The sequence below is a fragment of the Nonomuraea sp. NPDC049684 genome, from assembly GCF_044465345.1.
Classification (GTDB): Bacteria; Actinomycetota; Actinomycetes; order Streptosporangiales; family Streptosporangiaceae; genus Nonomuraea.
This window is the reverse complement of sequence record NZ_JBITLO010000024.1, coordinates 28,389-48,231: the sequence shown is the minus strand read 5'-3', so window position 1 is coordinate 48,231 and position 19,843 is coordinate 28,389. Positions and strand designations below refer to the sequence as shown.

Sequence of the window (19,843 nt, the reverse complement as noted above, 5' to 3'; positions counted from 1 at the left end):
AGTTAAATATCGGTACTCAGGGTAATCATCCCCGTATGAGTGGAATCTGGGGGATCCTGGCACAGCCGGAACTGAAGATCGACTGGACCAGGATGCCCACCTACAACACGATCATGGCGGTCGCCGCCGGCGTCGGGTTGCTGCTCGTGGTCTCCTTCGGCCGCCGGCTGCTCAGGGGCGACCCGCTGGAGCACGTGGACGGCTGGGCGCTGGCGTTCGGCGCGGTCGGGACGATCCTGGCGGTCACCGGGCTGCACATGACGCTCACCTGGCCGCTGGCCGGGCAGGGCTTCCCGTTCGACAACATCATCTTCGGGGAGCCCTCGCTGGCGTTCGGCGTGCTGCTGCTGGCCGCCGCGCTCTACCTGTGGAAACGCTGGGGCGTGATCACCGTGGCGCCCGACCGGCGCAAGCTGGTGGCGCGCACGGCCGGGCCGATCTCGCTGTTCGTCTTCGGCATGGGGCTGGCCTGCTTCGGCATCGCGGCGGCGGGGTGGACGTACACGCTGTTCGCCGCGCCGCCGCAGGAGCCGATCTCGGGGGCCTTCGCCGACCTGCCGCTGCTGGAGGCCACCTTCATCTCCGGCCTGTACGTGCTGGTCGGGGTGGGCGCGGTGCTGTTCCCGTTCGCGCTGCGGGCCAGGGGCGGCCCGGTCACGACCGTGACCGGGGTGTGCTGGGGGATCGCCGGGGCGGCGTTCCTGCTGTTCGGCGCGCTGAACTACTTCACCCACATCGGGCTGATCGTCAACACCATGTAGGCGCTCACGGGCCCATGAACATCGGCACGGAGAAGAACACGATCATCGCGATGGCCACGCAGATCAGGAACCCGATCAACTCCCAGGCCCAGTCGTAGTGCCGCTGCCTGCGTCGCTTGAGCGCCTTCTTCCTGGCCGCGGCCTTCTTCTTGCCCGCCGGCTGCTTGCGGGCGCCGGGCTTGGCGCCGCCCCTCCCCGGCGAGCGGGCCGGTTCGGCGCCGGCCTTGCGCCGGGACGGGCCCTGGAGGTCGCGCGCGGGGTCCGGGTAGCGCGCACGGTCGGCTTCCAGCTCGCGGGCGAGCTCGAAGGCGAAGTCCGCCGCGCGACTGCGCCCGGACGCCGCCGCATCCGCCACGGCCGCATCGCCCAGGGCCGGGTCGGACAGGGCCGCATCGGCCAGGGCCGGGGCGGATGGGGCCGGGACGTGGGGTGGCTCGGGGGCGGGCATGCGGTAGACCGGTTCGGCGGCGGCCCTGGACCTCGGGGTGAACAGCGGCGCCGCCTCCTTGGCCGGCTGCTCCGCCGTCAAGGGGCGCAGGGAGGCGCGGGCCGGGTCCTGATGCGCCGGGACGTCCCTGATCGCGGGCATCTCCTGGGTGATGGGCTCGTCGTCCAGCACGTCCGCGGGGATGGGCGCGGCCAGGAAGAAGGGCCGCTCCCCGGGCGGCGGAACGGCGGCGCCCGTGGCCCGCCCCTCGGCCGGGGCGGCGGGCGGCGCGGTGAAGTCACCCGTGCTGAACGGCCGTACGGACGGGGCCGGGGGCTCGGGCAGCGGTTGCGGGGGCTGCGGGGGCCGCGGGGGCTTGGCCAGGAACGGCCGTACGGCCGCCGCCCGCGCGGCCGGGTCCCGCAGCGGCCCCATCGAGTCCAGCGCTCCGAGCGGGTCGCGCAGCTTGGGCATCGGCGCGGTCGTCGCCTCGTGCACGGACGGCCGTCCGGCGGGCGGCGGCGTGAGCAGGTCCGCCGGGAAGATGCCGGTGCTGGTCGCCGGGTCGGCCTCGGCGAGCGGCAGCGGCCACTGCGGCGGCGCGGGCCAGAGCGGCTTGACGAACAGCGGCCCAGGCTCGGCCGGCACCGATCCGGCGAAGTGCATCCGCAGGATCGCGGGCGGCTCCGGCCAGGGCAGACGTCCCAGGACGTCCCGCAGCGGCGCGACCGCGAGCGCGCCGTACACGTCGGCGACGGGCTTCGGCGCCCGGCCGCCGGCCAGCGCGGTCAGGGCCATGTCCAGGACCTCGCGGAAGCGGTGGCCCGCGCCGAAGGCGAGCTCGTCGGCGGTGTCGGGGGCGACGTCGAGCACCCAGGCCAGCTCGGCCCGGCTCAGCCCGCACACCGCGCACAGCACCAGCACCTCGCGCTGTTGCGGGCGAAGCTCGCGCAGTACGCGCTCGACCAGCGCCGAGGCCGGGTCGATGAGCGGGTCAACGACGGGCGGGGCGTAGACGACGTCCCGCCGGTGGATCTGGCGGCGGGCGTAGGCATACAGGGCGGCACGGGGCGGGGCGACGTCGGGCACGCCGGACAACACGGACGCCAGGACGTCGGACGCGGTGCCCGCATCGCCGAGCTGGTCGGCGCAGTACGCGAACAGCCCGGCGGCATGGCGGTCGTAGAGCTCTGCGATCAGTTCTGTGCGGGGGCGCTGACCGGTGAGCGGCTGGGACACGGGGCCGATCCTCTTGCTAAATGTGCGGACGCTGAGGTGAGGGGTACGCGTCTGGAGTTTGTGGAGGTAATCATGCCAACTCACCCAGGCCCGGCGCACCACTTGATCGGAAATTCCGGTAAATCTCCCTGGTCAGTGAAGCGTTTAAGCCGTCCCCCGTGGGGACACGGGGGTGAGGGTCGCCGTAGTCTTGTGGGCCACCGAGATCATGCGGCGGTCGTGGCAGGGGGGCCGCGGCCCTGCCATCGAGCGAGAGGTCACGCGTGATCACATTCGACGCTGTCACCAAACGCTATCCAGACGGCACCACCGCCGTGGACGCCCTCTCCCTTGAGGCGCCCACCGGCGAGATCACCGTGCTGGTGGGCCCTTCGGGCTGCGGGAAGACGACGTCCCTCCGGATGATCAATCGCATGATCGACGCTTCCGAGGGACAGATCCTCCTCGACGGGGTGCCCGTGAGCGGCATCGACCCGCCGACGCTGCGCCGCGGCATCGGGTACGTCATCCAGCAGGCCGGCCTCTTCCCGCACCGGAAGATCGTCGACAACATCGCGACGGTCCCGTACCTGCTGGGCTGGGACAAGAAGAAGGCCCGCGCGCGGGCGATGGAGCTGCTCGAACGCGTCGGCCTCGACCCGGCCTTCGCCGGCCGCTACCCGTTCCAGCTTTCGGGCGGGCAGCAGCAGCGCGTGGGCGTGGCCAGGGCGCTGGCCGCCGATCCGCCCGTGCTGCTCATGGACGAGCCGTTCAGCGCGGTCGACCCGATCGTCCGCACCAGCCTCCAGGACGAGCTGCTCAGGCTCCAGGCGGAGCTGAACAAGACCATCGTGTTCGTCACCCACGACATCGACGAGGCGATCAAGCTCGGCGACCGGGTGGCCGTGCTGCGCGTGGGCGGGCGGCTGGCCCAGCTCGCCGACCCCAAGACGCTGCTGTCGGAGCCGGCCAACGACTTCGTCCGCGAGTTCCTGGGCCACGACCGGGGGATCCGGCGGCTGCAGTTCATCTCCACGAAGGGGCTGCGGCTGCGTACCGACCTGACCGTGCGCGAACGGGCGGTCAGCGACGAGCCGTGGCTGCTGGTCGTGACCCCCGACGACCGGCCCGTGGGCTGGTTCGCCGGGTCGCGCCCCGACGAGCTGGAGCCGTACGGGACGTTCGTGCTCGGCCGCGACTCGATGCGCTCGGCCCTGGACGCGGCGCTGCTGTCGCCCTCCGGCTGCTCGGTCGCCGTGGACGAGGACGGCAGGGTCGTCGGCGTGGCCACCAGGGAGGCCCTGGACGAGGCGCTGGCGGAGGCCGCCGATGCGTGAGGGTCCGCCCAGCATCTGGGAGTGGATCGCGCGCAACTGGGACACCGGCCGCGCCGACAGCATCAGGAACCTGCTGACCGACCACCTGACCATGTCCCTGGTGCCGATCGTGGCCGCGCTGGTGCTGGCGCTGCCGCTAGGGCTGGCCTGCGTGCGCTGGCGCTGGCTCTACCAGCCCACCTCCGGCCTGATGAACGTCGTCTACGCGCTGCCGTCGCTGCCGGTGTTCATGCTGCTGATCTCGGTGACCGGGCTGTCGCAGACCACCGTGATCATCCCGCTGACCTTCTACGGCATGGCCGTGCTCATCCCGGCCGTGGTCGACGGGCTGAACTCGGTGCCCGACCACGTGCGCCAGTCGGCCGTCGCGATGGGGTTCACGCCCATGCGCCGCCTGCTGCAGGTCGAGCTGCCCATCGCCACGCCGGTGGTGCTGGCCGGGCTGCGCGTGGTCGCGGTCTCCAGCATCAGCCTGGTCAGCGTGGGCGCGCTGATCGGCCAGGGCGGGCTCGGCGGGCTGTTCACCCGGGCCTACCAGAACCCGTTCATGCCGCCGGTGGTCACCGGCATCGTGCTGATCGTCGCGCTGGCGCTGGTCGCCGACGGCCTGCTGGTCCTGGCCCAGCGCCTGCTCACCCCCTGGGTGCGCGCGCGGAAGGGGACGTCGTGAGCTGGTTGGGCTCGTTCTTCGGCTGGCTGGCCGACTTCTTCGGCACCGGGGCGAACTGGGCCGGCCCCGACGGCATCCCGGCGCGGCTGCTGGAGCACCTGGAGTTCTCGGCCCTGGCGCTGGTGCTGGCGATGCTGATCGCGGTGCCGCTGGGGCTGGCCATCGGCCACACCGGGCGGGGCGAGGTCGTGGTCGTCATCTCGGCGAACCTGGCAAGGGCGCTGCCGACGCTCGGCCTACTGGTGCTGTTCGTGCTGCTGCTCGGCACGTCCTCGATCTGGCCGGTGATCATCCCGCTGGTGCTGCTGTCGGTGCCGCCGATCCTGGTCAACACCTACGAGGGGATCAGGGGCGTCGATCCCGAGCTGCGCGACGCGGCGTACGGGATGGGGCTGCGCGGCGGGCAGGTGCTCGGCCGGGTGCTGGTCCCGGTGGCGCTGCCGCTGATCCTGCTCGGGCTCAGGCTGTCGGCGATCCAGGTGGTCTCCACCACGACGGTCGCGGCGTACACGGGGCTCGGCGGGCTCGGCCGGTTCGTGATCGACGGTTTCGCGACGAAGGATTATGCGAGCGTTGTGGGGGGTTCAGTACTGATTGTGCTGTTCGCGCTTGTCGTGCAGATCGTGTTCGCCCTCATCCAGAGGGTGACCGTTTCGCCGGGGGTGAGCCAGAGACTGAAGGTTCGATAGTCTCCGGTATTACCTGCCGCTTTAGAAGGGAAATAGACAGATGAGACGCATGATCGGCACCGCGGCGGTGCTCGTGTCGGCGACGCTGGCGCTGGCCGCCTGCGGTGGCGGGAGCGGCGGTGGGGGCAACCCGCTCGACACCACGAGCGCGGCGCCCAGCGGGTCGGCCGCGGCGGCCGGGGGCAAGGCCGTCATCGGCTCCTTCGACTTCGACGAGAGCGTGCTGCTCGCGTCGATCTACGCCCAGGCCCTTGAGGCCAAGGGCGTGCAGGTCGAGGAGAAGCCGCGCATCGGCAGCCGCGAGGCCGTCTACGACCAGGTCAAGAACGGCGGCCTGACCATCGTTCCGGAGTACAACGGCAACCTGCTGGCCTTCATCGACCTGAAGAACACCGCCTCGACGACCGACGAGGTCAACGCGGCGCTGAAGGAGAAGCTGCCGGCCGAGCTCGAAGTGCTCGACTCCTCCCCGGCCGAGGACAAGGACAGCCTCTCGGTCACCAAGGAGACCCAGACCAAGCAGTCGCTGAACTCCATCGAGGACCTGGCCAAGGTCTCCAAGAACATGGTCGTCGGCGGCCCGCCCGAGTTCAAGAAGCGGTGGGAGGCGCGCTTCAAGGAGGTCTACGGGCTTGAGTTCAAGCAGTGGGAGCCGAAGGGCCCGGCCACGGCCGACGCCCTGAAGGACGGCTCGATCCAGGTCGGCAACGTGTTCACCACGGACCCCAAGATGCTGGCCAACAACCTGGTGCCGCTCCAGGACACCAAGAACATCTTCCCCGCCCAGAACGTCACGCCGCTGCTGTTCAAGGCCGGCGCGAACGACACGATCCGCACCACGCTCAACGGCATCTCGGCCAAGCTGAGCACCCAGTCCCTGCTCGACATGATGCAGAAGATCTCCGTCAACAAGGACGAGCCCGCCACGGTGGCCAAGGAATGGCTGACCTCCAACGGCCTCGCCTGACGCCCGCGGCGGGGGCCTCCGGCCGGAGGTCTCCGCTGTGAGCGAGTTCACCGAGGCGATGGCGCAACTGGCCGCGGGCGTCGCGGTGATCACCGTCCGGGACGGGCGTGACGACCTGGGCGTGACCGTGTCGGCGCTGATGTCCGTCTCGGCCGAGCCGCCGCTCGTGCTGATCAGCCTGGCCTCCCGCGGCTATCTGTGCGAGGTGCTGCTCCGGCAGGACCGGTGGGCGGCCTCGCTGCTGTCCTCGGGCCAGGCCGCGATCGCCAGCCGGTTCGCCACCGCCGGCCGTCCCAGCGCCCGCCTCCTGCTGGCGGGCACCCCCCACCACCGGGGGGCGCACACCGAGGCGCTGGTGGTCGAGGGCGGTGTGGCGGCCCTGGAGGCCGAGACGACCCAGGTCGTCCCGGCCGGCGACCACACGCTCTTCGTCGCCCAGGTGCTCGCCGTCCCCTACGTCACCCCCGCGCTCCAGCCGTTGGTACGGCTGCGCGCCCGCTACCGGCCGATGGGATGCTGAATGCGCAGTTTCCTCTTCCTCCTGGGCGGCAACCGCCGTGACGGCAACACCGAGACCCTGGCCAGGCACGCCGCCGCCGCGCTCCCGCCGGAGGTCCGGCAGCGCTGGCTGCACCTCGACGACCACCCGCTGCCGCCCTTCCGGGACATCCGCCACACCGGCGACGGCCTCTACCCCGTGCCCGAGGGCGCGGAGAAGCTGCTCGCCGAGGCCACGCTCGACGCCACCGACCTGGTGATCGTCTCCCCGCTCTACTGGTACAGCGTCTCGGCCACCACCAAGCTCTACCTGGACCACTGGTCGGCCTGGATGCGCGTCCCCGGCTACGACTTCAGGGCGCGCATGGCGGGCAAGACCGTCTGGGCCGTCACCACGATCAGCGAGGAGGACGAGTCGGTGGCCGATCCGCTGATCGGCACGCTGCGCCTGTCGGCCGAGTACTTCGGGTCGTGGGGCGGCGCGCTGGTCGGCTACGCCAACCGCCCCGGCGACATCCTGCGCGACACCGGCGCCCTGGAGCGGGCCGCGGCCTTCTTCGGCCCCGGCGCTCGAAGTGCGGATGCAGGGCCGTCTTCCTGCCGGCCTTGACCAGCGTCTCGACGGCCCGGCCGGTGAGGTCGACGACGCCGTAGGAGCTGAGCCGGACCGGCCGGCCGGACAGCTCGGCCACCACGCGCGCGCCGCTGCCCGGCAGCGCGCCGATCGGCGGCTGCGCGGGCGCGGGCGCGGCGGCCGGGGCCGGCGCGACGGCGAGGGCGACGATCACGTGCGCTCCTTCGATCCCAGTGGATCACGGAGCATCCAAGATCGAATTACCTGATGACGTACCAACCGGGCAGAGAGAGCGGGCCGGTGGCGGGCAGGCCCAGCTCGGCCGACAGGCGGGCCAGCGGCCCCCAGGCGTCGAGCCGCATCCTGGCCAGGGCGGCGGACTTGTCCTCGCTGGACTCCGGGCCCCGCAGGCGCTCCAGCGGGTTGAGCCTGGGGTAGACCCGCACGGGCGCGTCGTCGGCCAGCCGGGCGCGCTCGCGGGCCAGGCCGAGGGCGTGCTCAAGGCCGCCCAGCTCGTCGACCAGGCCGTTGGCGTGGGCGTCCGCGCCGGTCCAGACCCGGCCTCTGGCCAGCTCGTGGACGCGCTCGCGGGTGAGGTCGCGGCTCTGGGCGACCTTCCCCACGAAGTCGTCGTAGATGCGGTCGAGCCAGGCGTTCACCCGGTCCCACTGCTCGGGGGAGAAGCCGCGGGCGGTGGAGAACATGCCGGCGTTCACCCCGTCGGCGACCAGTTCAGTATTTATCCCGATTTTTTGGAGCAAGTCAGTCATGACGGGCTTGCCGCCATAAACGCCGATCGAGCCGGTCAGCGTGCCGGGCTGGGCCACGATCACGTCGGCGCCCATGGACACGAAGTATCCGCCGGACGCGGCCAGATCGCCCATGGAGACGATCACCGGCTTCACCCGGCGGGTCAGCGTCACCTCCCGCCACACCGTGTCGGAGGCCACGTACGAGCCGCCGGGGCTGTCCACGCGGAAGACCACGGCCTTGACGTGCTCGTCCCGGCGGGCCGCGCGCAGCGCCGCGCTGATCGTGTCGGAGCCCATCGCGCCGCCCCCGCCGAGCGGGCTGCGGCCGCTGCGGCCGCTCCTGATCTGCCCGCTGCCGTGCACGAGCGCGATGCCGTCGGCCATGGGGTGCGGCAGCTTGCGCACCGCCGCGCTCCTGGCGTACCGGGAGACGAACAGCAGGTGGGTCTCGCCGCCCGTGGCCCGCCTGACCTCGTCGTAGACCTCGTCGCGGTAGGCGAGGCCGTCCACCAGGCCGGTCTCCTGCGCCTCGGCGGCGGTGAAGGGGCCGCGGCCGATCAGTTCGCGGACCTTGGCCGGGTCGAGCCTGCGGCCCTCGGCGATGCCGTGCACGAGCTGCTCGGCGACCGACTCCACGATGCGGGTCATCGACTCGCGGTGGGGGTCGGTCATGTGGTCCTGGGTGAAGGTGTTGACCGCGGTCTTGTACTCGTGCCGCTGCCCGGCCTCGACCGCCACGCCCAGCTTGGTCAGCGCGCCCTTGAGGAAACGCTGCTCCATCGCCACCCCGGTGAGCCCGACGTCGCCGCTGGGCTGGAGGTAGACCCGCTCGAAGGCGGTGGCCAGGTAGTAGGGCACCGTGCCGCCGCTGAACTCGCCGAACGTCTCGGCGTAGGCCACGGTCAGCTTGCCGGAGGCGCGGAAGCGGGTGACGGCCTCGCGCAGCTCCTGGACCATGGCCAGGCCCATGGGGTTGCCGCCGAGCTTGACCACCAGCGCCTTGACCCTGGAGTCCCGGCCGGCCCGCCGCAGGCCGGACAGCACGTCCGACAGACGGGTCTTGCGCATGGACAACACCGCGGCGACCGGGTCGGACGGCGGTCCTTCCGTGAGGCCCTCGGTGAGATCGAGCTCCAGGACCAGCGGGCCGGTGCGCCGCTGGCGAAGCTTGTCGACGGTTTCGAAGATCGCCCTGCCTGCGTCCATATAGCCACCCTAAGCGACACATTTCGCGTCGGGCCCGGAAGCGGTCCAGGCGGCCGCCCGGGTAGGGGCGTCCGCCTGGAAGCCGGGGCGATGCCGGGTCAGCGGCGGCTGTGCAGGGCGGCGTAAACGTCGATGCGCGGGGTGGTGAGCTGGGTGCCCGCGCTGGCGTACGCGATCGGCTTGCCGGTGCGCTTCAACGCGTCGAGGAGCTGGTCGGAGGTGGCGTGCGCGCGCTTCTGCCGCAGCAGCGCGAACGAGCCGGTGACGTGCGGGGCGGCCATCGACGTGCCGTTTAGCGTGGCGTAGGCGTTGCCGCTGATGGCGGCGGTGATCGAGACGCCGGGCGCGAACAGGTCGAGCAGGGCGCCCCGGTTGGAGAAGGAGGCCACGGCGTCCTGCTTGTCGGTGGCGCCCACGGTCACGACGTTGGAGACGCAGGCGGGCCAGGACACGGCGGCGTCGAAGCCGTTGTTGCCCGCGGCCACGACGGTGGCCACGCCCTTGGCCTGGAGCTGGTCCACCTCGGCCTTGAAGTCGGCGCCGTCGCCCGCGTCGCAGGAGGTGTCGTACTTGCCGCCGCCGAGGCTCAGGTTGACCGCGGCGATGTCGTACTGGTCGGCCAGCACGTTGGCGTACGCCATGCCGGTCAGGACCGAGGAGTCGTAGGCGAGCACGCAGGACGCCGCGGCGCCGCAGTAGGGGGAGTTGTCGAAGCGGCTGAAGACCTGGATCGCGATGATCTTGGCCTTGGGCGCGACGCCGGGGTTCGGGAACTCCTTGGTGGCCTGGCCCGCGGTGATGCCCGCGACGTGGGTGCCGTGGTAGCACAGGCCGTACTCGGGCCGGGGGGCGTTGCGCAGGCACGCCTCGGTCTCGGAGCTGGCCGCGCCGTCGCCGATCTGGAACTGGCTGCCGTTGGGGCACAGCGGCGTCGAGCCGTCGGCCGGGTCGGTGGCGGAGAAGCACGCCTGGGCCGCGATGCGGCGGCCGAAGGCCGGGTGGTCGTTGTCGATGCCGGAGTCGATGATCGCGACGGCGGTGCCCTTGCCCGTGAAGCCCTGCCGGTGCGCCCGGTCGGCGCCGATCAGCGGCACGCTCTGCGCCAGCGTGGGCTCGTTGAGCCGGTCCTTGCGGATCGAGACGACGTCCGCCTGCTCGGCGACCTTCTCCAGCTCGGCGCGGGTGCCGCGGTAGACGAAGAAGTCGAGCTTGCCGGCCAGCTCGGCGGGCGGCGTGGCCACGACGTTCCGCCGGTCCTGCCTGACCCCTTCCGCGCCGGCCAGGGCCGACTGCACCTGGGCGGGCTGGCGGACGCGGACGATGACGCGGTGCTCGCCCGTCGAGGTGACGGCCGGGTCGATCTTGGACTCGGGGTCGGCCAGGGCGGGGGTGGCGACCAGCGACGCAGCGGTGGCGGCGAGGGTGATCGCACCGGCCAGCAGAGACATGAGTCTCAACTGATCCTCCGGGGGGTCGGGGGGCGTTTGTGTAAAGAAGTGTAGATATTGGACAAGAGATGTCAGAGGGGTACTTGTGTTCTGTTACCGCTTCTTGTTCTGGTACGCGAAAGGGCCGGATCGTCGCGTCCGGCCCTCTCGCGGGTGCTGGTCTCAGGCTTTGGGAGTGCTCGGAGCCGTGGCGCCGAACACGTCGATGCGGGCCGTGCGCGCCTGGGCGCCGCCGGCGGCGTAGCCGATGCTCCGGCCCGTGGCCTGCAACCGCTGCAGGCTCTGCGCGACCGTGAAGTTCGGATACGCCTGCCGCATCAGCGCGAACGCCCCCGCCACGTGCGGCGCGGCCATCGACGTGCCGCTCTTGTCGGCGTAGGCGTCGTCCGGCACCGACGACCTGATGCCCACGCCCGGCGCGAGCAGGTCGAGCAGCGGGCCCCGGTTGGAGAAGTCGGCCACCGCGTCCCGGTCGTCGGTGGCGCCCACCGCGACGGCGGAGGAGATGCAGGCGGGCGCCGAGACGCCGTCGGCGAAGCCGTTGTTGCCGGCCGCGACCACGGGCGCGACCCCGAGGGAGATCAGCGTGTCGAAGTCCGGCTTGAGGCCCGCCGCGCTCGGGTCGGCGTCGCAGTTCTCCCGGTACGGTCCCCCGCCGCCCAGGCTCAGGTTCGCCGCGGCGACGCGCCGGGCCGCGGCCACCCGCGCGACGTACTCCAGCGCCAGCTTCTGGTCGGAGGTGTAGCTGAGGAAGCAGGGCGCCTGGGTGCCGATGACCGCGCACGTCATCGCGCTGTCGATGCGGCTGAACACCTGGATCGGCAGGATGCCGGCGGCGGGCGCGACGCCGTCGGCGGGTGCGCCGGTCGTCATCCGGCCCGCGGCGATGCCCGCGACGTGCGTGCCGTGCGAGCAGGCGTTGACGCCGTTCACGACGCACTGGGCGGTCTCGGCGTCCGCGGACCCCGGGCCGGTCTGGCTCGGCTGGTTGTTCGGGCAGAGCGAGACCGAGCCGTCACTGGCGTCGGAGGAGGAGAAGCACGCCTCGTCCACGATCCGGCCGGCGAAGAACGGGTGGTCGCGGTCGATGCCCGTGTCCAGGACGGCCACCGTGTAGCCGCTGCCCGTCCAGCCGGCCGCGTGGGCCCGGTCGGCGCCGATGATCCGGGTGCTGGTGTCCAGGACGGCCGGGCGCAGTTCGTCCTTGTAGACCGCCTGGACGCGGTCGTCCTTCCTGAGCTGGGCCAGCGTCTTGCCGTCCAGCTCGGCGACGAAGAAGTGGGACGACTGCGCCCCCTCCAGCACCCGGCTGCCCTCGGAGGCCTGTTCGAGATCCTTGGCCACGGCCTGCACGTTCTGCCCCGGCTTGAGCTGGATGATCGACCGGACCTTGCTCTTGGCCTTGACCTCCGCGACCAGGGCGGGACTGATGACCGGGTCGCCGGTGTCGCGCGCGTCGGCGCTTCCCGGTGGCGCCGCGCAGAGCACGGCGGATGTCGCGGCCAGCGCGGCAGCGCCGGTGAGCAGGGACCATAGCCTCACTGAGTCCTCCGAGGGTCAGACCGTCCGGTGTGAGGTGTCCATCCCCTGGTGTGACAAGTGTGATGTCGGTGACGTGTGTGAAAGCAGTGAAAGCTGAGCGGCTCTTTGCCTTGGGGCGGGGAAAGCGGGAAGGGCCGGTCGGAGGCGACCGGCCCTTCCCGTGAGAGGCGTTCAGAGCGACTTGAGCACGACCTTCGTCGCCTTCTTCAGGGCCGCCTTCGACGCCGCGCCGCTCAGCCGCACCTTCTCGGCGGCGGTCAGCACGGTAGTGCCGTTCCTGCCGTGCGCCCAGTTGAGCCAGGCCGTCAGCAGCGCGCTGTCCAGCTTGTCGCGGGACGTCTTCGTGCCCTTCAGCACCCGGTACGCCTTGCCCAGCGACGAGGCCTTGGTCAGCTCGGGGAACACCTTGCTGGCCTTGCCGATCAGCTTCAGGTAGCAGTTCAGCGTGCCGTCGGGGATCGTCCCGCTGCTGCGGTGGATCTCCACGGCCCACTTGCCGGCCGTCATCCTGGCGCCGGCCGTGCCGCGCGTGCAGACGGCGGCGGCCGACGGGGCGGGGGTCGGCGTGACGGTCACCGTCACCGTGACCGTGGGCAGCGGGACCGGCGTGACCGAGGACGTCGGGGCCGGCGCGGGCTGCCCGTCGTCCGTGGGGTCGGGGGCGGGCGTCGGGCCGCTGCCGTCCGTCGGGTCGGGCTCGGGGCCGCCGGTGGGGCCGGTCGTCGGCTGCTGCGTGATCGGCGGCTGGGTGCCGGTGCCGGCCAGGGCGGCGCCGACGTCCAGGCGGGGGGTGGTGACCTGGGCGCCGTTGGCCTCGTACTGGTAGGGGCGGCCCGTGGTCTTCAGCGTGTTGATCAGGTCGGCGACGGGCGTCTGCGGCGCGGCGGCCTTCATCAGCGCCAGCGCGCCGGCGACGTGCGGCGTCGCCATCGACGTGCCGCTGTGCGCGGCCATCTGGTTGTCCGGCACCGAGGACTGGATGTCCACGCCCGGGGCGAAGAAGTCGACCAGCGAGCCCCGGTTGGAGAAGTCGGCGATGGCATCGGCGCCGTCGTTCGCGCCGACCGCGACCGCCGAGGAGACGCAGGCGGGGTAGGAGGCGCCCTCGAAGAACTCGTTCCCGGCGGCGACCACGGTCGCGATGCCCTTGGCCAGCAGGGCGTCGATCTTCGGCTTGAAGACCGCGCCCTCCTCGGTGGCGTCGCAGTCGGTCTCCGACAGCGCGCCGCCCAGGCTCAGGTTCACCGCCGCGACGGGCTGGGTGAGCGTGGCCACGTAGTCCATGGCCAGCCGCAGCGACGACTCGAAGGCCAGCAGGCACGACGACTCGCCCATGCAGGTGTCCTCGTCGTTCACCCGGCTGAACACCTGCACCGCTATGATCCCGGCGCCCGGGGCCACGCCGCCGCTGCCGGCCGCGATGCCCGCGACGTGCGTGCCGTGCTCGCACAGGTTCACGCCGCCGGACAGGCACTTGGCGGTGGTGGCGTCGGCCGCGCCCTCGCCGATCTGCTGGGGCTGCCCGTTCGGGCACAGCGACTCCACGCCGCTCTCCACGGCCGAGAAGCACGCCTCGCCCGCGAGCCTGCCCCCGAAGTACGGGTGGTCGCGGTCGATCCCGGTGTCCAGGACGACGATGTTCTGCCCCGCGCCGGTGAAGTTCTTCTCGTGGGCCTTGTCCGCGCCGATCTGGGTGATGTTGGGCCCCACCTCGGCCGGCGCGTACGTCCGGTCGCGGTGGATGGAGGTGACGCGCGGGTCCTCGGCCAGCTTCGCCAGCTCCTCGGCGGTGCCCTCCACCACCATGAACGACTGGCTCTGCGGCTGCAGCAGCACGTCGACGCTCTGGGCCGCCGCCAGGCCGGCCACCGGCTCGTGCTGCGCGGCGTCGGTCAGCTCCACGATGGCACGGGTGGTGTCGCCGTCGAGCGCGAGGCCCTCCTCCAGCTTGCTCTGGGAGGGCGCGGGCGTCGGCGTCGCCGCGGGGTCGTCGGCGAACGCCGGGACGGAGGCCGATGACAGGGCCAGCACGATCGAGCACACGATCAGGGGGCGAAATCGCACGCGTCCTCCGAGGGGGATGATCTCGGAGTTTAGGGCGATTTATCCCGCCAGCACAGAGCCCGGCCCTGTTTCTCACCGAACTTTCAGCGCACGCACCTCAATCGTTCAGCGACCCTGAAGCCCCGGACGACCCTGAAGCCCCGGACGACCCTGAAGCCCCGGATGACCCTGAAGCTCCGGACGACGCTGAAGCATCGGACGACGCCGAAGCCTCGGGCGACTCCGAAGGCGCCTCCTTGGTCAGCCACACCGCGCCGAGCGGCGGCACCCGCAACGTCGTGGAGAACGGCAGCCCGTGCCACGGCTCGGCCTCGGCCTCGACCCCGCCCATGTTGCCCACGCCGCTGCCCCAGTAGTCGTAGGCGTCGGTGTTGACGACCTCCGCCCAGTGGCCGCCGTAGGGCAGGCCGAGCCGGTAGTTCTCGTGCGCCCCGCCGCTGAAGTTGACCACGCAGGCCGCCGCCGACCCGTCAGCCGCGTACCGGACGAACGAGAACGTGTTCCCCGACGCGTCGTCGGCGTCGATCCAGCGGAACCCCTCCGGCCTGGCGTCCTGCTCCCACAGCGCCGGGGTCTCCTTGTAGAGCCTGTTGAGGTCGCGGACGAGCCGCTGCACGCCCTTGTGCCCGTCGAACTCCAGCACCCACCAGTCGAGCCCGCGCTCCTCCGACCACTCCGAGCCCTGGCCGAACTCGCCGCCCATGAACAGCAACTGCTTGCCCGGATGCGCCCACATGAACGCCAGCAACGCCCTGAGCTGGGCGAAGCGCTGCCATTCGTCCCCCGGCATCTTGCCGAGCAGCGAGCCCTTGCCGTGCACCACCTCGTCATGGGACAGCGGCAGCACGTAGTTCTCGGAATAGGCGTAGATGAGGGAGAACGTCATCTGGTGGTGGTGGTACTGGCGGAAGATCGGCTCGCGGCGCAGGTATTCGAGCGTGTCGTGCATCCAGCCCATGTTCCACTTGAACCCGAAGCCGAGCCCGCCCAGGTGCACCGGCCGCGAGACGCCCGGCCAGGCCGTCGACTCCTCGGCGATGGTCGAGATGCCCGGCGCCTCCCGGTAGCAGACGGAGTTCATCTCCTTGAGGAACTCGACCGCGTCGAGGTTCTCCCGGCCGCCGTAGACGTTGGGGGTCCACTCGCCCTCGCGGCGCGAGTAGTCGAGGTAGAGCATCGAGGCGACCGCGTCCACGCGCAGGCCGTCCACGTGGAACTCCTTCAGCCAGTAGAGCGCGTTCGCGACCAGGAAGTTCTTGACCTCCCGGCGGCCGAAGTCGAAGACGTAGGTGCCCCAGTCGGGGTGCTCGCCCCTGGCCGGGTCGGCGTGCTCGTACAGCGGGGTGCCGTCGAAGCGGGCCAGGGCCCACTCGTCCATGGGGAAGTGGGCCGGCACCCAGTCCAGCAGCACGCCGATGCCGCGCTGGTGCATGCGGTCCACGAAGTGCCGGAACTCGTCGGGCGTGCCGAACCTGGCCGTCGGCGCGTAGTAGGACGTCACCTGGTAGCCCCACGAGCCGCCGAACGGGTGCTCGGCCACCGGCAGCAGCTCGACGTGCGTGAACCCCATGTCGGCCGCGTAGTCGGAGAGCTGGTCGGCCAGCTCCAGGTACGACAGCCCCGGCCGCCACGAGCCCAGGTGCACCTCGTAGACGCTCATCGGCCCGAGCTGCGCCGGCCGGTCGCGCCGCGCGGCCATCCAGTCGTCGTCGGCCCAGGTGTAGGACGACTCGTCGATCACGGAGGCGGTCATCGGGGGCACCTCGGTGCGCCGGGCCATGGGGTCGGCCTTGTCGCGCCAGAGCCCGTCGGCCCCGAGGATCTGGAACTTGTACCGCTCACCGGCCTCCAGCCCCGGGACGAACAGCTCCCACACGCCCGACCGGCCGAGCGAGCGCATCGGGTAGGCGGTGCCGTCCCAGTGGTTGAAGTCGCCGACGACCCTGATGCCGCGCGCGTTCGGCGCCCAGACGGCGAACGCGGTGCCCTCCACGTCCTGGTGCTCCATCACCCGGGCGCCCAGGACCTCCCACAGGCGCTCGTGCCGCCCCTCGCCGATGAGGTGCAGGTCCACCTCGCCCAGCGTGGGCCAATGCCGGTACGGGTCCTTGACCTCGTACGGCTCCCCGCCGGCGTACCGGACGCGCAAGGTGTAGTCGGGCACCTTGTCCAGCCCGGCGACCGTGGCCTCGAACACGCCGTGGGCCTGGTGTCTCATGTCGTGGGCCGTGCCGTCGTCGAGCACCACCTGCACCCGCTCGGCCAGCGGGCGCAGCGCGCGGAACACCACGCCGCCCGGGACCGGGTGTGCTCCGAGCACGGAGTGCGGATCGTGGTGCGCCCCGCCAGCGAGGCGGTCGAGCTCTGTCCTCATGGGCATGCTCCCAACCCTGCCTTATGATGACCGTCCATCTCAGGCACTGCCCGCTTTCACGGTGACAATCACCGAATGTGCAAAATCCCGGGATGATCGCAGAAGTATGCGGGATCGTCATGGATGATCCTTGGCCATGTCGTGGCCGGACACGCCCTATGCGTCGGGCACGAGGTCCTCCAGCGGCATGCCGGCCCCTTCGGCCAGGCCGGCCGCCAGCGCCGCCGCCCCCACCCCCGCCGTCACGACCGCCGTGATCCGGTCCACGTCGCCCCGCTCGCCCGCCGGCAGCGGCGCGCCGACGGACGCCCTGAGCGCGGCGGCCTTCCCGAGCAGCCGCGCCGCCTCCGCGTACCGGCCGCCGAGCGCCCGCGCCCCCGCCACCCCCTCCAGCCCGAGGGCGGTCGCGCGCGGGTCGCCCACGTTGCGGGCGGCGGCCAGCCCGCGAAGCTGGAACTCCAGCGCGCCCGCCGCGTCCCCGCGCAGCTCGGCCACGAACCCCAGCTCCGCCAGGATCAGCGCCGCGCCCGGCTCGCCGGAGACGTCCAGCACCCAGTCCAGCCAGGACAGCAGCAGCCGTTCGGCCTCGTCGAGCCGTCCCTGACGGCGCGCGCCGAGCGCCAGCCCGATCTCGGCGAACTCCTCGGCCGGACGGTTCGACTGCGACACCGCCAGCCGCCTGGCCCGCTCGTGGTGGTCGTCGGCCGCCGCGTGGTCGCCCCGCAGCATGGCGATCCGGCCCAGGCGCGACAGCGCGTCGGAGACCGAGCTCCACAGGCCCAGCTCCTCGGCCATGCGCAGGCCCTCCGCGCGCAGCTCAGCGGCGCGGTCGTAGTCGCCGATGATCTCGGCGTGGCTGCCCAGGCACTCCGCCGCCCGCAGCTCGCCCCAGCGGTCGCCGGTCCGCCGGAACAGCGCGAGGCCGCGCTCGCCGTCGCGCCGCATGCCCTCCAGGTCGCCGCGCATCCCCGCCCACCTGGCCCGGACGGTCAGGGTGGCGGCCATGCCCCACTCGTCGTCCAGGTCGGCGAACTCCGACAACGCCGTCTCGATCATGCCGGCGCTGACCGACAGATCGTCGTACCCGAACAGGGCGAAGCCGACGAACCACCGCGCCATGGCTCGCTCCCGGGCGTCCTCGACCGCCGTGAACAGCTGCGTCACGTCCGGGCCCGGCGGCCGGCCCACCAGCAGCCGCATGCCGGCCAGCCACGCCCTGGCCCGCGGGGCGCCCGGATCGTCGTCGGCCGCGATCGCCAGGGCCGCCTCCAGCGCCCGCTTGCCCTCGCCCAGCCGGCCGCGCAGCACCCAGTACCAGGCCAGGGCGTTCACCAGCCGCAGCGCCTCGGCGGCCGCGCCGAGCCGCACCGCCGTCTCCAGAGCCGCGCGCAGGTTGCCGCCCTCGGCGTCGAGCCGGGCGAGCGCGCGCCGCTGCCCGTGCCCCCGCAGGTACGGCTCCACCCGCTCGGCCAGGCCCGTGTAGTGGCGCACGTGCCGGAGCCGCACCTCCGCCGGCTCGCCGGCCGCCTCCAGCCGCTCCACGCAGTACGCCGCCACCGACTCCAGCAGCCGGAACCGCGGCTCCCCGTCGCCCCACGCCCGCACCACCAGCGAGCGGTCCACCAGCCTGGCCACCGCCTCCAGGACGTCCACGCCCGGCTCGGCGCAGACCTCCTCGGCCGCCTCCAGCGTGCACCCGTCGGCGTGCACGGCCAGCCGCCGCAGCACGACGCGCTCGTCCTCGCCCAGCAGCTCCCAGCTCCAGTCGATCATCGCGCGCAACGTCTGCTGCCGGGCGGGCGCGCCGCGGCGGCCGGAGGCGAGCACCCGGAACCGGTCGTCCAGCCGTTCGGCGAGCTGGCGCGGGGTGAGCGTGCGCATCCGCGTCGCGGCCAGCTCCAGGGCCAGCGGGATGCCGTCCAGGCGGGCGCAGATCTCGGCGACGTCGGCGTCCGGCTCGATGCCCGCGCGCGCGGCGAACAGCTCCGCCGCCGCCCGCGGCCCCAGCGGCGGCACGCTCCACAGCGCCTCGCCCTCGATGCGCAGCGACTCCTGGCTGGTGGCCAGGACGCGCAGCCCGGGAGCGGCCCGCAGCAGCCGTCCGGCCAGCGCGGCGACCTGCTCGACGACGTGTTCGCAGTTGTCCAGGACGAGCAGCGTCCGCGTGCCCTCCAGGACGTCGGCCAGCCGGGCGGTCAGGTCCTGCGCCGCGCCGCCCACGTCGTCGCGCAGGCCGAGCACCCCCGCGACCGCCTCGGCCACCTCGACCGCCGGCGCCCCGGCGCGCAGCCCCGCCAGCTCCACCAGCCACACCCCGCCGCCGAAGCCGGGCGGCCCGGGGGAGTCGGCCGCGGCGAGCGCGAGGCGGGTCTTGCCGACCCCGCCGGGTCCCGTCAGCGTGACCAGCCGGTTGGCGCGCAGCAGGGCGCGCACCTCCGCCACTGCCTCCTCCCGGCCCACGAGGCCGGTGAGCGGCGCGGGCAGGTTCGTCCGCCGCCGCTCCGGCCCGTCGAGCGCCGGGTCCTGCTCAAGGATCGCCTGGTGCAGCGCGACCAGCTCGGGGCCGGGGTCGAGCCCGAGCTCGCCGGCCAGCCGCGCCCGCAGGTCGGCGTAGCTGGCCAGCGCCTCGCCCTGCCGCCCGGCCCGGTACAGGGCCCGTACGTGCGCGGCCCGCAGCCGCTCGCGGAACGGGTGCTCGGCCACCAGGTCGGCCAGCTCGGCCGCCAGCAGCCCGTGCTCGCCCAGCGCGAGCCGCGCCTCGGCCAGCTCCTCCAGCGCCACCAGCCGCTGCTCGTCGAGCCTGGCCACGGCGGCCCTGGCGAACTCCTCGTCGGCGAACTCCGCGAAGGCCGCCCCCCGCCACAGGTCGAGGGCCTGCCGCAGCAGCCCGGCGCGGGCGCGCGGGTCGGCGCTGCGCTGCGCCTGCCCGACGAGGGCGGCGAACCGCCCGGCGTCCACGTCCTCGGGCTCGATCCGCAGCACGTATCCCGGCGCCCGGTACGCCACCAGCTCCCGGTCGCCCAGCACCCGGCGCAGCTGCGACACCTTCACCCGGAGCGCGGCCAGGGCGTTCGCCGGCGGCCTGCCGCCCCACAGGTCCTCGATCAGCCGGTCGGCGGAGACCGGCCGCCCGGCGTGGATCAGCAGGTCGGCCAGCAACGCCCGGACCTTGACCTCCAGCACCTGGACGGGCTCGCCACCGGGCCCCCACACGGCGAGCGACCCCAGCACCCCGAACCGCACTCCGCCCCCCATAAGCAACTCCGAATCAGACCATAACCCCCTGCGGGCAGGGTGAAGGCATCGCTCAGAACCT

At 72.6% G+C, this 19,843-nt stretch carries 14 protein-coding genes; 7 read left to right on the top strand and 7 right to left on the bottom strand.

Annotated elements, in window-relative coordinates; translation table 11 throughout:
* Nucleotides 1-35 precede the first annotated feature (35 nt).
* The gene (locus ACIBST_RS45735) at nt 36-761 is read left to right on the top strand and encodes a DUF981 family protein (RefSeq protein WP_397179735.1); all 726 of its coding nucleotides are present in this window, start codon (nt 36-38) and stop codon (nt 759-761) included.
* A gap of 4 nt (nt 762-765) precedes the next feature.
* Here ACIBST_RS45735 and ACIBST_RS45730 read toward each other — a convergent pair whose 3' ends face one another.
* Nucleotides 766-2,427: a sigma factor-like helix-turn-helix DNA-binding protein gene (locus ACIBST_RS45730; protein ID WP_397179734.1), complete on the bottom strand. Its 1,662-nt coding sequence runs from the start codon at nt 2,425-2,427 to the stop codon at nt 766-768.
* A 263-nt stretch (nt 2,428-2,690) separates the two neighbouring features.
* Between ACIBST_RS45730 and ACIBST_RS45725 the strand changes: the two genes are divergently transcribed.
* Genes ACIBST_RS45725 through ACIBST_RS45700 form a run of 6 tightly spaced genes read left to right on the top strand, consistent with a single transcriptional unit; the run spans nt 2,691 to nt 7,177 of the window.
* The gene (locus tag ACIBST_RS45725; RefSeq protein ID WP_397179733.1) at nt 2,691-3,743 is read left to right on the top strand and encodes an ABC transporter ATP-binding protein; all 1,053 of its coding nucleotides are present in this window, start codon (nt 2,691-2,693) and stop codon (nt 3,741-3,743) included.
* Nucleotides 3,736-4,413, top strand: a complete 678-nt coding sequence (locus tag ACIBST_RS45720) for an ABC transporter permease (protein WP_397179732.1) — start codon at nt 3,736-3,738, stop codon at nt 4,411-4,413. The genes ACIBST_RS45725 and ACIBST_RS45720 overlap by 8 nt, the downstream gene beginning before the upstream one ends.
* A complete protein-coding gene (locus ACIBST_RS45715; RefSeq protein WP_397179731.1) occupies nt 4,410-5,102 on the top strand; it encodes an ABC transporter permease in 693 nt (230 codons plus the stop codon). The genes ACIBST_RS45720 and ACIBST_RS45715 overlap by 4 nt, the downstream gene beginning before the upstream one ends.
* A 40-nt stretch (nt 5,103-5,142) precedes the next feature.
* Nucleotides 5,143-6,069, top strand: a complete 927-nt coding sequence (locus ACIBST_RS45710) for an ABC transporter substrate-binding protein (RefSeq protein WP_397179730.1) — start codon at nt 5,143-5,145, stop codon at nt 6,067-6,069.
* A gap of 37 nt (nt 6,070-6,106) precedes the next feature.
* Nucleotides 6,107-6,589 (top strand): flavin reductase family protein, encoded by a 483-nt coding sequence (locus ACIBST_RS45705; RefSeq protein WP_352352263.1) that lies wholly within the window; start codon nt 6,107-6,109, stop codon nt 6,587-6,589.
* The gene (locus ACIBST_RS45700) at nt 6,590-7,177 is read left to right on the top strand and encodes a flavodoxin family protein (protein ID WP_397179729.1); all 588 of its coding nucleotides are present in this window, start codon (nt 6,590-6,592) and stop codon (nt 7,175-7,177) included. It begins immediately after the preceding gene.
* 224 nt (nt 7,178-7,401) lie between these two features.
* Here ACIBST_RS45700 and sppA read toward each other — a convergent pair whose 3' ends face one another.
* The 6 genes from sppA to ACIBST_RS45670 all read right to left on the bottom strand — a co-directional run bounded on the left by sppA (nt 7,402) and on the right by ACIBST_RS45670 (nt 19,782).
* Entirely contained in the window at nt 7,402-9,099 is a 1,698-nt protein-coding gene (gene sppA / locus ACIBST_RS45695; protein ID WP_397179728.1) for a signal peptide peptidase SppA, read from the bottom strand.
* A gap of 98 nt (nt 9,100-9,197) precedes the next feature.
* Nucleotides 9,198-10,547 carry a S8 family peptidase gene (locus tag ACIBST_RS45690; protein WP_397179835.1) on the bottom strand — a complete coding sequence of 450 codons (1,350 nt, stop codon included), beginning with the start codon at nt 10,545-10,547 and terminating at the stop codon, nt 9,198-9,200.
* Nucleotides 10,548-10,709: 162 nt separating this feature from the next.
* Nucleotides 10,710-12,089, bottom strand: coding sequence for a S8 family peptidase (locus ACIBST_RS45685; RefSeq protein WP_397179727.1), 1,380 nt, complete (start codon nt 12,087-12,089; stop codon nt 10,710-10,712).
* Between the two features lie 171 nt (nt 12,090-12,260).
* Complete coding sequence (locus ACIBST_RS45680) at nt 12,261-14,153, bottom strand: S8 family peptidase (RefSeq protein WP_397179726.1); 1,893 nt, start codon at nt 14,151-14,153, stop codon at nt 12,261-12,263.
* Nucleotides 14,154-14,250: 97 nt separating this feature from the next.
* Nucleotides 14,251-16,527: a 1,4-alpha-glucan branching protein GlgB gene (glgB, locus tag ACIBST_RS45675; protein ID WP_397179725.1), complete on the bottom strand. Its 2,277-nt coding sequence runs from the start codon at nt 16,525-16,527 to the stop codon at nt 14,251-14,253.
* Between the two features lie 156 nt (nt 16,528-16,683).
* Entirely contained in the window at nt 16,684-19,782 is a 3,099-nt protein-coding gene (locus ACIBST_RS45670; RefSeq protein WP_397179724.1) for a BTAD domain-containing putative transcriptional regulator, read from the bottom strand.
* Between the last annotated feature and the right edge of the window lie 61 nt (nt 19,783-19,843).

Bases quoted from the DNA above. Each gene is read 5' to 3' on its own strand.
- ACIBST_RS45710 (WP_397179730.1), top strand. From the start codon at position 5,143: ATGAGACGCATGATCGGCACCGCGGCGGTGCTCGTGTCGGCGACGCTG.
- ACIBST_RS45690 (WP_397179835.1), bottom strand. From the start codon at position 10,547: ATGTCTCTGCTGGCCGGTGCGATCACCCTCGCCGCCACCGCTGCGTCG.
- ACIBST_RS45670 (WP_397179724.1), bottom strand. From the start codon at position 19,782: ATGGGGGGCGGAGTGCGGTTCGGGGTGCTGGGGTCGCTCGCCGTGTGG.
- sppA (WP_397179728.1), bottom strand. From the start codon at position 9,099: ATGGACGCAGGCAGGGCGATCTTCGAAACCGTCGACAAGCTTCGCCAG.
- ACIBST_RS45700 (WP_397179729.1), top strand. From the start codon at position 6,590: ATGCGCAGTTTCCTCTTCCTCCTGGGCGGCAACCGCCGTGACGGCAAC.
- ACIBST_RS45720 (WP_397179732.1), top strand. From the start codon at position 3,736: ATGCGTGAGGGTCCGCCCAGCATCTGGGAGTGGATCGCGCGCAACTGG.
- glgB (WP_397179725.1), bottom strand. From the start codon at position 16,527: ATGAGGACAGAGCTCGACCGCCTCGCTGGCGGGGCGCACCACGATCCG.
- ACIBST_RS45735 (WP_397179735.1), top strand. From the start codon at position 36: ATGAGTGGAATCTGGGGGATCCTGGCACAGCCGGAACTGAAGATCGAC.